We start from the raw sequence: 13,364 nt of genomic DNA, 5'->3' as shown, positions 1-13,364 counted from the left end.
GTAGCAGTTCACAAAACTACTACGCTACAAAGTCTAACTTATTGGGGTCACATCAATAACTTATAGTGCTTTTAAAATTTCAATTATTTATTTCATAATTACAGTTCCTGCCTTTCCTTCTATAGCATCTTTTAAATAATCTAAAGAAGTGATTATTACCTTTTTTCCACCTCTATCTAAGTACTCTATTCCAGCTTCTATCTTTGGTCCCATACTTCCCTTTGGAAATTGTCCCTCCTCATAGTATTTTTTAGCTTCTTCTAAAGACATCTTTGATAAAAATTTCTGATTTGGCTTCCCAAAATTTATTGCTACCTGAGGAACTCCCGTTAGAATAACAAGAAAATCTGCATCTATTTGATTTCCTAATAAGGATGATGCATAGTCTTTATCTATAACGGCCTCTATTCCCTTTAACATTCCATTATTCTCAGCAACTGGGATTCCACCGCCACCTACAGTAATTACTATAGTTCCACTATCAGCTAATATCTTTACTGCCGATTGCTCAATAATATCTAAAGGTCTTGGAGATGGTACTACTCTTCTATATCCCCTACCACTGTCTTCTACCATTGCATGATTTTTAGTCTTAGCGATTTTATCTGCTTCTTCCTTACTGTAAAATGGCCCTATTGGCTTAGTTGGTTCCTTAAATGCTGGATCATTTTCATCAACTAATACCCGTGATAATACAGAAACAACATCTTTTTTGATGCCTCTTTCTCTTAATAAATTATCTAAAGATTGTTTTATCATATAACCTAGCTGTCCTTGGGTTTCAGCTACGCATACATCAATAGGTAATACTGGGATTCTATCTTTAGCCGCTTCACTTTGTAAGAGTATATTTCCTACTTGTGGTCCATTTCCATGAGTTAGAATAATCCTATATCCATCTTCAATTAAATCTGCAATATATGGGCACATTTTGCTTATATTGGCATATTGCTCTTCTACCGTTCCTTTTTGTCCCTCGGATATTATTGCATTTCCACCAATTGCAATTACTATCTTTTCCTTCAAGGTGCACCTCCTGATTTTGACATAATATTTTATAATATTATATCACTTCAAGTTATTAATAATAAATATTTTTTTCTTTGAAATTTTATTTTTTATAAAAAATCTTCTATTAACGTGCTAATAGGTGACTTTTTTCAGATTCATTGAGGTCAAGTTCTCGATATAAAATATTGAAGCAGACATTTCCTATTCATTATAAAAACAAGACCTCTTTCAAGGTCTTGTTTAATTATATTATGAGTTTGCAACCTCCATATTAAGTTCACCTTCCTGTTTTGCTATTACTGCTGTACAAACTGCATCACCAGTAATATTGGTAACTGTTCTACCCATATCTACAAGTCTATCTATACCTATGATTAACCCTATTCCTTCTATAGGCAAACCTATGGACTGTAGTACCATAGAAAGCATTATGGTCCCAGCCCCCGGCACTCCAGCCGTACCTATAGAGGCTAATGTAGCAGTAAGTATTACTGTCAATATCATCCCCATAGTTAATTCATATCCATATACTTGAGCTATAAAGAATACTGCTATACCCTGCATTATAGCTGTACCATCCATATTAATTGTTGCCCCTAATGGGATAGTAAAAGATGCAATATTCTTTGAAATACCCAATTCCTTCTCTGCTATTTCTAAAGATACTGGCACTGTAGCATTACTACTGGCTGTTGAAAAGGCTACTGACATAGCTGGCAAAAATTTTTTATAAAATGTCTTTGGTGATAAATCTGTAAATCCTTTTAAAAGACCTCCATATACAAAGAACATATGAATCAGCAATCCAACATATACTGTAAGTATATATTTAATCAAAGGTAATAGGCCAGAATATCCTACTGTAGCAAAGGTTCTTGCTATAAGTCCAAATACACCTATTGGCGCAAATAGCATTACTATTTCTACTAGCTTCATTATGAGGTCATTTAAATTAGTAAATAGTTTTATCAGAAACTCAACTTTTTTACCTAACAATGATAAACCTACTCCTGTTAATATGGCAAACACAATTATTTGAAGCATATTCCCCTCAGCCATGGCAGCAACTGGATTTCTTGGTACCATTTCATATAGAAGCTGAATAAGTGGTACTCTTGGGTTTATTGTAAGCTCTACTCTTTCTATAGCAGACATATCTAATCCTATTCCAGGTTTTAGGAAAAATCCTAATACTAATGCAATAACAATAGCCATAGCGGTAGTAGTTAAATAGAAACCTACAGTTTTCACCCCTACTCTACCCAGTTTCTTTACATCCCCCATGCTAGCAGCACCATTTACTAATGACACGAATACTAAAGGAACTACAAGCATCATTATTCCTCTTAAAAATACCTGGCCAATTAATTGAAAGATTCCATTGATTAAAATTGTATCTTTAATCACTCCGCTAGGTAATTTGAAAACTATAATTCCGGTAATTAATCCAAGTAAAAGTCCGATGAGCACCCGTGATGTAAGATTCATTTTTTTCTTAGCCATAATATCCCTCCTTAAAATATTTTATGTGCCATAAATTGTGATTATTATCATTGTATTCTATTCTGAATATTTTTTCAAGTTTAAATTATCAGAATGTACTTCATTGCATAAAAATAGATGGGAAAACCCATCTATCTTTCATTTATCATATCTATAACCATTTTGTTTACAATTTGAGGATTAGCCTTACCTTTTGATGCCTTCATTATTTGACCAACTAAAAATCCAATAGCTCTATCCTTACCATTTTTATAATCAATGATGGATTGTTCATTTTCATCCAGCACTTTTGCTACTATTTCCTTTAGTGCTCCTTCATCACTAATTTGAATTAGTCCCTGTTCTTTTACTATTATCTCAGGATCTTTACCTGTATCGAAGATTTCCTTTAATACTTTTTTACCAGTATTATTATTGATTTTTCCATCTTTAACAATGGTTATTAATTGGGCAAATGATTTAGGTGTAAGTGTAGTGTCTTGAATTTCAACTTCTTCATCTTTCAATCTTCTTAATACATCTCCCATAATCCAATTGCTAACCAATTTTGAATCATTAATATATTTAATAGTTTCTTCAAAGAAGAAAGCTAATTCTTTAGATGCTGTTAAGACTCCTGCATCATATTCAGAAAGATCGTAATCCTTTATAAATCTTTCCTTTTTATCATGAGGTAATTCTGGAAGATTATTTTTTATTTCTTCTATCCATTCATGACTAATTTCTATTGGAGCTATATCTCCGTCAGGTGCAAATCTATAATCTTCTACTCCACCTTTTCCCCTCATGGTTATTGTCTCATTTTTTGCATCATCCCATCTTCTTGTTTCTCTTATTGTATTCTTTCCTTCCTTTAAAAGAGCTATATGTCTTTGTTCTTCATATTCCATGGCCTTTACTGCTCCTCTAAAGGAGTTTAAATTCTTAACTTCTGTAATATTGGTTTTAGCTCCTGTTTCATTGTCTACCACATTTATATTTACATCACATCTTAAGGAGCCTTCTTCCATCTTACAATCAGATACTTCAATATATTTTAATGTTGCTCTAAGTTTTTCAAGGAATAGTCTGGCTTCCTCTGGAGTATTCATATGAGGCTTTGTCACTATTTCTATTAGTGGTACTCCTGATCTATTATAATCAATTAGAGTATCTCCCTCTACTGTATGGATTTGTTTTCCTGTATCCTCTTCTATATGAATCCTTTGTAAGCCAATTTTTTTAGTTTCATTCTCTAATTCTATCTCTATATAACCACCATCGCATAAAGGCAAATCATCTTGGGAAATTTGATATCCCTTAACTAAATCTGAATAAAAATAATTTTTTCTATCCATTCTTGTTTTAGTGGTTATTTTTGAATTAAATGCAATTCCTGCTTTTATAGCATATTCTACAGCCGTTTTGTTTATCACAGGTAGTGCTCCTGGTAAACCGATACAAACAGGACAGCAATGAGTATTTGCTTCACCACCAAAAGCATTTACACAGCTACAGAACATCTTTGTTTTAGTATCTAACTCAACATGAATTTCTAGCCCAATTATAGTTTTATAGCTCATTTTTTAGTCCTCCTTCAAATCCTAGACCCGTCTTTATGATATTCGCTTCCTTATATTTATCTCCAATAATTTGTAAACCAAGAGGAAGTCCATCTATATATCCACATGGTATACTCATTGCGCAGAGTCCTGCAAGATTAACAGGAACAGTAAATAAATCTGCTTTATACATAGATAGTGGGTCTTTTATCTTTTCTCCAAATTTGAATGGAAGCACTGGGGATGTTGGAGATAATATTACATCATATTTGCTAAAGGCATTACTAAAATCCTCTTTTATCAAAGTTCTTACCTTTAGTGCTTTTTTATAATGATCCTCTGCATATCCTTTCGTTAATGAATAAGTTCCTAACATTATTCTTCTCTTAACTTCTTCACCGAATGCCTCTGTTCTTGAATTGATATATAGTTCATCTAATGTTTCATATTCCTTAGCCCTATATCCATATCTAACACCATCAAATCTTGCTAAATTTGAACTAAGCTCAGATGTTGATATAATATAATAAGCTGCAAGGGCATAGTCTAAATGAGGTAAGGATATTTCATCTATTTCAGCACCTAAAGATTCAAATATTTTTATTGATTTATTAATTTCTTCCTTAATACGGCTATCTATATCGTCCTTAAAGATTTCCTTCGGTATTGCTATCTTCATTCCCTTTAAGTAATTAGTATAATCTATTTCTTTTGGGAAACTACCAAATATTATAGTTCCTTCTGGATTTTTAAAAGATGTAGAATCTTTTTCGTCATATCCTGTTATAGAGGATAGCATAAGTACTGCATCTTTTACATCTCTTCCAAATACTCCTACTTGATCTAAAGTATTTGCCATAGAAACAGTTCCATATCTAGAAACTATACCGTATGTAGGTTTGATACCTACAACATCACAATAGGATGCAGGTTGTCTAATTGAACCACCTGTATCTGTACCTAAAGCCAAAGCTACTTCTCCAGCCTTTACAGCAGCTGCTGATCCACCTGAAGATCCTCCCGGCACTCTTTCTAAATCAATAGGATTTTTAGTTACTCCAAAATAAGAAGTTTCCGTAGATGAACCCATGGCAAACTCATCCATATTAGTTTTCCCTATAATTATTCCATCTGCTGATTTAATTCTTTCTACAACTGTTGCATCATATGGAGGAATAAAATTTTCTAGCATTCTAGAACCACAGGTAGTTCTAAGATTTTTAGTCATAATATTATCCTTAACACCTATGGGGATTCCTGCTAATAGACCTATCTTTTCTCCATTTTTTATTTTTTCATCTATCCTATCCGCAGCCTTTAAAGCTTCTTCTTTATTTAAAGTTATAAAAGCATTAATGCTTTTTTCTAACTCATCTATCTTATTAAAATGTGATTCAATTAATTGCCTACTTGATACTTCCTTTTCATGTATCATTTGCTTCATTTCAAATGCGGACAATTTTGTAATATCCATTATCTCACCCCTTCTTATTCCACTATTTTTAATATTTTAAAATATCCATATTGTTCTTCTATAGCATTTTGTAATACTTCTTCTCTCTGCAATCCTTCTTTTACTGAATCTTCTCTTAGCTTTTGATTATAATCATATACTTGATATGTGGGCTCTATATTTTCTGTATCTATCTGACTTAACTTTTCTACATAAGCCAATACCTCAGAAAACTTATCTGTAAATTCATCTATTTCTTCTTCTGAAAACTTTAATTTAGCTAAACTAGCTACATGTTTTACATCTTCCTTAGAAATCATCATCTTACCCTCCTAATTAAACTTTACTTTTTATTTTACCACTTTTTATGATAAAAAATCAAACAATACTATAATGAGCCAGGGAAAACGTTCCCTGACTCATACCTATTATAATAACTCCTTCAACTTCTCCTGATCTATAATTTCAATACCTAATTCCAAAGCCTTAGTATATTTAGATCCCGGATCTTCTCCCACTATAACGTAGTCTGTTTTCTTGCTAACAGAGCCTGTCACCTTTCCACCCATTTTCTCTACCATATCCTTGATTTCATTTCTGCTGATTCCTTCTATTGTACCAGTGATAACTACAGTTTTCTCTGTGAATATGGATCGCTGTATTTCTATTTCTTCAAAGTATGGCCTTACTCCTTCAGATAATAATTTATCTAAACTTTCTAATATTCTTTCATCATGGAAAAATTCTAAAATGCTACCAGCTATAATCTCTCCAACTTCTCCTACTGTCAACAATTCTTCAAAGGTTGCATTTTTTAGATTATCTAAAGATTTAAAATGATTTGCTAAATCATTAGCGGTTTTTATACCTACATTATTTATTCCTAGAGCATATATAAATGATGCTAATGATATATGTTTGGATTTCTCAATAGCTTCAAGTAAATTCTTCGTCTTTTTATCCTTAAAACCTTCTAATTTGATTAAATCCTCATATTTCACTTCATATATCTGAGGTAAATCCATTATATTCAACTCTTCCAAAAACTTCTCCGCTGTCTTTTCGCTAAATCCCTCTATATTCATAGCATCACGACTAGCAAAATGAACTAATCTCGATACTAATTGGGGCTTACATGATAATGAATTGGGACAAAATATATGAACTCCATTCTGAATCAATTCAGAATCACAGGCTGGACAATGAGTTGGTTTTTCTATTTCCAAGGTTTCATCATCCGTTTTCAATGTTCCCAATATCTCTGGGATAACATCATTAGATCGTCTAATAAGAACTCTAGAATTTATTCTTACTCCTTTTCTTTCAATATCATCATAGTTATTTAAAGTAGCTCTCCTAACTGTAACTCCTCCTATTTCTACCGGTTCAAGTATTGCAGTGGGAGTCACCTTAGATGTTCTTCCTACATTCCATATTACCTCTAATAGTTTTGTTGTAGTTTCTTCTGCCTCAAACTTATAGGCTATTGCCCATCTAGGAAATTTATTGGTATATCCAAGAACCGTTCTAGTTCTCATATCATCTATTTTTATAACTAATCCATCCGTTAAAAGATCTAATTTATGTCTCACTTCTTTTATTACTTCAATTTCTTTAATTACATCTTCTATTGATTCAAATTCTTTTGCATACGGAAAAACGGGTAATCTATTTTCTTTTAAAAATTCCAATACTTCAGTATGCTTTTGGAATGTTTTCCCCTCTATGTATCCTACATTATAAAAGTAAGCTGTAAGATTTCTCTCAGCAGTTATTTTAGAATCTAAATTTCTTAAAGCTCCTGCTGCTGCATTCCTGGCATTTTTTAAGGGTTCAGAGGCTACCTTATTATATTTTTCCAATACAGATAGTGGCATTAAGCCTTCCCCCTGTATCTCCATGGTTCCTTTAAAGTCTATCTTTAAAGGAATTGATTTTATGGTCTTAAGCTGTGGTAGAATTGCCTCTCCGATAATTCCATTTCCCCTTGTGGCACCTTGCACTAAAAGACCGTCTTTATAGGTAAGATTTATAGTAAGTCCATCAAATTTATATTCCACTATATATTTAGGATTAGGTAATTTGTCTTCATTAGATAAATTATATTCTTTTATACCTTTTCTAACTCTATTATCCCAGCTAATTAACTCTCCTTCATTTTGACTCTTATCCAAACTCCATAGCTTACCTAAATGAATATGTTTTTCAAATTTATCTACTAATTCTCCACCTACTCTTTGGGTGGGAGAGTAAGGATGTATAATTCCTGTTTCTCCCTCTAATTTCACTAACTCATCGTATAACAAATCATATTCCTTATCAGATACTTTAGGGTCGTCTAAGGTATAGTAATGATAATTTAAGTCACTAATTATCTCTATAAGTTCATTTATTCTTTTCTCATTATCCATAATATCACCTCAATATTTCTATAGGAGCAATAGAAAGTAATAATCGTTTTAGCCCTTCTCCATCAAAAGATATAACTAATTCCTTATCATTATCTCTATCCTTTATTTGAACTATGGTTCCTATGCCAAACTTCTTATGTTTTACTTTATCTCCTACACTTACATCTAGATTTTTATCCCCTTGAGGCTTAGGTTGTGCTTGTATTATAAATGGTCTAGGAGCAGCTTTTTCTCTATTTGTTGTAAAATCCTTCACAGATACTAGTTGTTCTTTGATATTTTTCTTTTCTTTTTTCTCTATAGCATCTCCCATTTCCTCAATAAATCTAGAAGGTAAAGTATAATTTACGTTACCATAAATTGTCCTTACTCTTGCATTAGTTATAAATAATAGCTTTTCTGCTCTAGTTACAGCAACATAACAAAGTCTTCTCTCTTCTTCTAATTCTGATTCATTATCTACTGCTCTAGTTATAGGAAATAATCCATCCTCCATGCCTACTAGAAACACAGCTGGAAACTCTAATCCCTTAGCACTATGTACTGTCATCATTGTAACTACATTTGTAGTGTCAGAGGTCTTATCTACATCTGATAGTAAAGCTACATTGGCTAGAAATTCTTCTAAATTACTTTCTCCCGTTCTCATTTCAAAATCTATTGCAACAGATATAAACTCTTTAATATTTTCTATTCTTGTTTGAGCCTCTATTGTATTCTCTCTTTCCAATTCCCTTATATATCCTGTTGTATTAATAACTTCTTCTATAAAATCCTTTACTCCCATTACTTCCTTCATAGCCATAAGTTTATTCATCATATCTACAAATGGCTTCAAGCTATTCTTCGCTCTTCCATTTAGGTCACTTATACTGTCCAAAGATAATAAGGCCCCATATATAGAATCATTTGTCTCTGATGCAAATTCTTCTACCTTATCTATAGTTGCATTACCAATTCCCCTTTTAGGAACATTAATTATTCTTTTAAGTGAAATATTATCTACAGGATTTTGTAATACCTTCAAATAAGCCACTATATCCTTTATTTCTTTTCTATCATAGAATTTAAGTCCTCCTACTATTTTATAAGGAATATTTTTTCTAATGAAGGAGTCCTCAAATGAACGTGATTGAGCATTTGTTCTATAAAGGATAGCAAAATCAGATAGACTATATCCTTGAAAGATTAATTCTTCAATTTTACTAGCCACAAATAACGCTTCATCCTCTGAATCTGGCAATTCTTCATAATATATAGGTTCTCCTCCATGATTTTCAGTCCATAGATTCTTATCTTTTCTCTCAGAGTTATTTTTTATTACTTTATTTGCTAAATTAAGTATATTTTGTGTGGACCTATAGTTCTGCTCTAACATTATGGTTGTAGAATTTTGAAAATCCTTCTCAAAGTTTAAGATATTAGTGATGTCAGCTCCCCTCCATCCATAGATAGATTGATCGCTATCCCCTACAACACATATATTATTATGTTTTCCTGATAATAATATGGTAAGCTCGTATTGAACCTTATTTGTATCCTGATATTCATCTACAAATACATATTTGAATTTTCTTTGATAATAATCTAAGACATCAGAATTTGACTTTAAAAGTTGTACTGTTTTTATTATCAAATCATCAAAGTCTAATGCATTATATTGCTTAAGCTTTTCCTGATATAAAGAATATAATTCCCCGATATTTCTTAGATAAAAGTCCTTATAATTTTGATTTATGAATTTATCTGGATCTGTCATGGCATCTTTTAGTTTACTAATTTGGGCTAAAACCGAAGACTCTTTATATGTGTCCTTATCAAGATTTTTTTCCTTTATACATTCTTTTATTAATGTTATCTGATCATCTCTGTCATATATTGTAAAGGATCTGTTATAGCCGATTTTATCAATATCCCGTCGAAGTATCCTAACACATATTGAGTGGAATGTCCCCATCCACATAGTATCTACACTGGCAGATAGAAGCCTCCCCACTCTCTCCTTCAACTCATTTGCAGCTTTATTAGTGAAGGTTATTGCCAAAATATTTCCCGGGAAAATCCCCTTTTCTTCTATTAAATATGCTATTTTATGAGTAACTACTTTAGTTTTACCTGATCCTGCCCCTGCTAAAATAAGCAGGGGACCATCTGTATGTAATACAGCTTCCCTCTGTCTATCATTCAATCCATTTAGGTAATCCACTCTCTCACACCTTTCTAAACATTTGTTTCCTTCTTTTCTATTATATAGTATTGACCATGAAATTTCCATTAAAAAAGCAGCAATCAAAGTGATGTGACCCCAATAAGTTAGACTTTGTAGCGTAGTAGTTTTGTGAACTGCTACGCTATTTTTTTATGCAGCCGAAAGGCTAAGTCTGTACTCTACAGGACTCATCCATCCAAGCTTCTCTTTAATCCTTTTCTCGTTGTAATACTTAATATATTTTTCTATCGAATTTTTAAGTTCTTCATAACTGTAGTAAACCATACCATAATACATTTCCTGTTTCATAATTCCAAAGAAGTTTTCCATAGGAGAATTATCAATGCAGTTTCCTTTACGCGACATACTCTGAAATATTTTGTTTGATTCAAGTACACTACTATATGCTTTCATCTGATATGCCCAACCTCTATCAGAATGGAATGTTCTCCTGTATTTACAATCTGAGGTAATCTCTATTGCCTCATTTAAGGCTTGCATTACATTTTGGCCTGATGGTCTTGGAGAAATGCTATGACTTAGGATTTCTCTATTGCATAAATCCATAAATGGATCCAGGTAGAGTTTTTTGATAAGCATTCTCCCTTTTTGATCCACCTCATAATATTTGAATTCCGACGTATCAGTTGTAATCTTCTGGTGAGGAATATTTGTATCAAAACGTCTATTAATTCTGTTAGGTGAAATCTTACCAACATTCCCTTTGTATGAGCTGTACTTACGACTTTTGCGAGTGAAAGCAGTCACCTGAAGATTAAGCTTTTGCACAATACGCTGAACCTTCTTCTTGTTGATGAGCAGTCCTTGCTTTCTTAAATCGCCATGAATCCGGCGATAGCCAAAATCCTTATGTTCCTTACGGATATCTAAAATTTTCTGTTCTATCTCCTGATCTGGATTCTCCCTTTCAAAACGCTTTTGCCAATACATATATGTTGATTTTGGGAAACCTGTAACTGCGAGAACATCTTTTAATTTGAAGGATCCTCGGAGGCTGTGGATGATTCTCGCTTTTTGTTCTGAGGTGTTCCCTCTAAACGCAGCCTCCTCAATTCTTTTAAATATGCATTCTCAATTCGTAGTTTAAGATTTTCATCTTCAAGTTGTTTAAGATACTCCGTTTCTACATTTATTTTTTTACTCTTATCAAGATTAGTATCTTTTGGTTTATCCACTTTTGGTCGCCGCCCCTTCTGTTTAGGTTTCAAGGCATCAGGTCCAGCAATACGATAATCATTAACCCATTTGCTTATTAATGGTGGATTATTAATTCCAACCGAAAGCGCTAAATCCTGATAAGAAACCTCTGTAGTTAGATACAACTCTACCACATGAAGCTTAAATTCGAAAGAGTAAGTTTGATTTTTTCGTTTTCTCATTAAGTTATCAGAGCCAAATTCATTGTATGCAGAAACCCATTTTTGTAAGTCCCTCGTAGAAGAGATATTATATTTTTCAGATAGAAAAGCGAATCCGCCCTTTCCAGCTAAATATTCTTGCACAACTTTCATCTTAAATTCATAACTATATTTTGACATTTAAAAACCGACCTCCCATCAGTTAGATTCTTAGGTCTAATTTTTGGGGGTCGGTTCAAAGATTGCTACTTTTTCAGTAAACTCAAAATATGTGAAACTATATTAATAAAAATTATTTAATAGACTCTGCGATTTTTATTAATTCGCTTTTACCAATTTCTTCTCTTTCTGATAAGCTGTAAAGTATTCCATTATATTCCCAATCAATACTTTTTTCATCTATCATAATGGCATTTTCATTATTAACTTTTACTTCCTCTAATTTTCCATCTGTTGCCATACCATATGCTGTTTCTTCATCTGATATCCTCTGATGCATATTAATATATTTTCCTGTATTTTGATTAATAAAATATACTTCAATATACTTACTATTTTTTACAATACCTTCCTTACCTTTATAAAATTCTGCTCTATCAAATTCATATCCCTCTGGTAAATAACTTGGAAGAATTACATTAAAACAAGTATAATCACTTAATTTATTAACATCCTTAACTACAAAATACTTCTCTTTATTCAATACTTCTTCTTCCTTAACAGATATTATCTCTCCACTATCTATATCTATGCGGGCAATTTCCCCGCCATCACCCATATATATTTTTCCAGATCCTATAAATTCTTCTGAAAATACTTCTAACATATTTCCATCTTTATCAAATATTTTCCCTTTTAAGTTTTCTGGAATAGGATAGGTCCTTTTTTGTGGTTCATATTGTACAGCTTCTATATTCTTAAGAGATATAATCTTTACTATCTTATCTATAACTTCTTGTGCAAATGATGTTTTTATCATTGAAATACTCAGTATTCCTATTAATAAAAAAGATGCAACTTTAGTAATAGGATATTTAATTTTCTTTAATCTCTTCATTTCATTCTCTCCTCTATACTCATTGATATTTTTTAAAGCTCTATCAAACACTTCTTTTTTATTACTATTCTTACTAAAATCTTTACTAGCCAAAGCCTTAGTTATTTCCAAAACTTCTTTATATTCTTCTGAGTCTACACTACTTAAACCATTTATCCCCTTAAAATAATCATCTATCTCTTTAGAACATCCATCTTGAATATTTCTATCATTCACATTTATTCCTCCTTCTCCAATTCCTTTTTTAGTTTTTTCATTGTTCTATAAAGTATTATACCTACATTGTTTTCTGTAAGACCCAATATTTCTGCAATCTCTCTGTTCTTCAGCTCTGCTCCAAATTTAAGTGATACAATACTTTTTTCCCTTGTATTCAATCTCCTCAATGCCTTTAACAACTCATCATTTGTTTCTGAAACCTCTACTATTTCTTCTGGTGTTTTCATCTTTGATATTAATTCCTTAACTCCATCAATAGAAAAAATATTATATTTTTTTATACTTCTAAAATAATCATTTACTATGTTCTTAGCTATAGCAAAAATCCAAACTTCAAAGGGTGATTTGTCCTTAGAATATTTCTCTATATTGACCATTGCTTTTAAGAATACCTGACTAGTCAAATCTTCTGCTGCATAATGGCAACTAACCTGATAATATATGAAGTTATACACCCTTTTATAATAAGCTTCAAAAATATAAGAAAAGTCTTGTTGATTATATATATTTTCTTTAGTCTTTTCTGCATTGAGGGTATCCACTAAAGTCAGTCGATACATATCAAACCTCCTCCTTAAATT

General features: G+C 32.0%; 11 protein-coding genes. All 11 read right to left on the bottom strand.

The window, feature by feature from the left end:
• Window positions 1-87 precede the first annotated feature (87 nt).
• The 11 genes from arcC to RDK80_RS19065 all read right to left on the bottom strand — a co-directional run bounded on the left by arcC (window position 88) and on the right by RDK80_RS19065 (window position 13,343).
• Entirely contained in the window at window positions 88-1,026 is a 939-nt protein-coding gene (arcC, locus tag RDK80_RS19115) for a carbamate kinase (RefSeq protein ID WP_308525209.1), read from the bottom strand.
• A 234-nt stretch (window positions 1,027-1,260) separates the two neighbouring features.
• Entirely contained in the window at window positions 1,261-2,514 is a 1,254-nt protein-coding gene (locus tag RDK80_RS19110) for a dicarboxylate/amino acid:cation symporter (RefSeq protein WP_216554256.1), read from the bottom strand.
• Window positions 2,515-2,645: 131 nt separating this feature from the next.
• On the bottom strand, window positions 2,646-4,076 hold the full coding sequence (gene gatB / locus RDK80_RS19105) for an Asp-tRNA(Asn)/Glu-tRNA(Gln) amidotransferase subunit GatB (RefSeq protein WP_308525208.1): 1,431 nt from the start codon (window positions 4,074-4,076) through the stop codon (window positions 2,646-2,648).
• A complete protein-coding gene (gene gatA / locus RDK80_RS19100) occupies window positions 4,066-5,529 on the bottom strand; it encodes an Asp-tRNA(Asn)/Glu-tRNA(Gln) amidotransferase subunit GatA (RefSeq protein ID WP_308525207.1) in 1,464 nt (487 codons plus the stop codon). Before gatA ends, gatB begins: the two co-directional genes overlap by 11 nt.
• Before the next feature lie 14 nt (window positions 5,530-5,543).
• Complete coding sequence (gatC, locus tag RDK80_RS19095; protein WP_308525206.1) at window positions 5,544-5,831, bottom strand: Asp-tRNA(Asn)/Glu-tRNA(Gln) amidotransferase subunit GatC; 288 nt, start codon at window positions 5,829-5,831, stop codon at window positions 5,544-5,546.
• 105 nt (window positions 5,832-5,936) lie between these two features.
• Window positions 5,937-7,919, bottom strand: a complete 1,983-nt coding sequence (gene ligA, locus RDK80_RS19090; RefSeq protein WP_308525205.1) for an NAD-dependent DNA ligase LigA — start codon at window positions 7,917-7,919, stop codon at window positions 5,937-5,939.
• A gap of 4 nt (window positions 7,920-7,923) precedes the next feature.
• Window positions 7,924-10,125, bottom strand: coding sequence for a DNA helicase PcrA (gene pcrA, locus RDK80_RS19085; RefSeq protein WP_308525204.1), 2,202 nt, complete (start codon window positions 10,123-10,125; stop codon window positions 7,924-7,926).
• A 153-nt stretch (window positions 10,126-10,278) separates the two neighbouring features.
• Window positions 10,279-11,151 carry an IS3 family transposase gene (locus RDK80_RS19080; protein ID WP_308525210.1) on the bottom strand — a complete coding sequence of 291 codons (873 nt, stop codon included), beginning with the start codon at window positions 11,149-11,151 and terminating at the stop codon, window positions 10,279-10,281.
• On the bottom strand, window positions 11,121-11,687 hold the full coding sequence (locus RDK80_RS19075; protein WP_308525203.1) for a helix-turn-helix domain-containing protein: 567 nt from the start codon (window positions 11,685-11,687) through the stop codon (window positions 11,121-11,123). The genes RDK80_RS19080 and RDK80_RS19075 overlap by 31 nt, the downstream gene beginning before the upstream one ends.
• Before the next feature lie 112 nt (window positions 11,688-11,799).
• Window positions 11,800-12,780 carry a DUF4367 domain-containing protein gene (locus RDK80_RS19070; RefSeq protein ID WP_308525202.1) on the bottom strand — a complete coding sequence of 327 codons (981 nt, stop codon included), beginning with the start codon at window positions 12,778-12,780 and terminating at the stop codon, window positions 11,800-11,802.
• 2 nt (window positions 12,781-12,782) lie between these two features.
• Window positions 12,783-13,343, bottom strand: a complete 561-nt coding sequence (locus tag RDK80_RS19065) for a sigma-70 family RNA polymerase sigma factor (protein ID WP_308525201.1) — start codon at window positions 13,341-13,343, stop codon at window positions 12,783-12,785.
• Window positions 13,344-13,364 lie beyond the last annotated feature (21 nt).

Source organism: uncultured Tissierella sp. (assembly GCF_902479755.1).
In the GTDB taxonomy this organism is placed as follows: domain Bacteria; phylum Bacillota; class Clostridia; order Tissierellales; family Tissierellaceae; genus Tissierella; species Tissierella carlieri.
Note: the sequence above shows the minus strand (reverse complement) of the source record. Positions and strands in the feature narration are given on the sequence as shown.

Bases quoted from the DNA above. Each gene is read 5' to 3' on its own strand.
- RDK80_RS19110 (WP_216554256.1), bottom strand. From the start codon at position 2,514: ATGGCTAAGAAAAAAATGAATCTTACATCACGGGTGCTCATCGGACTT.
- gatB (WP_308525208.1), bottom strand. From the start codon at position 4,076: ATGAGCTATAAAACTATAATTGGGCTAGAAATTCATGTTGAGTTAGAT.
- gatA (WP_308525207.1), bottom strand. From the start codon at position 5,529: ATGGATATTACAAAATTGTCCGCATTTGAAATGAAGCAAATGATACAT.
- gatC (WP_308525206.1), bottom strand. From the start codon at position 5,831: ATGATGATTTCTAAGGAAGATGTAAAACATGTAGCTAGTTTAGCTAAA.
- ligA (WP_308525205.1), bottom strand. From the start codon at position 7,919: ATGGATAATGAGAAAAGAATAAATGAACTTATAGAGATAATTAGTGAC.
- RDK80_RS19075 (WP_308525203.1), bottom strand. From the start codon at position 11,687: ATGTCAAAATATAGTTATGAATTTAAGATGAAAGTTGTGCAAGAATAT.
- RDK80_RS19065 (WP_308525201.1), bottom strand. From the start codon at position 13,343: ATGTATCGACTGACTTTAGTGGATACCCTCAATGCAGAAAAGACTAAA.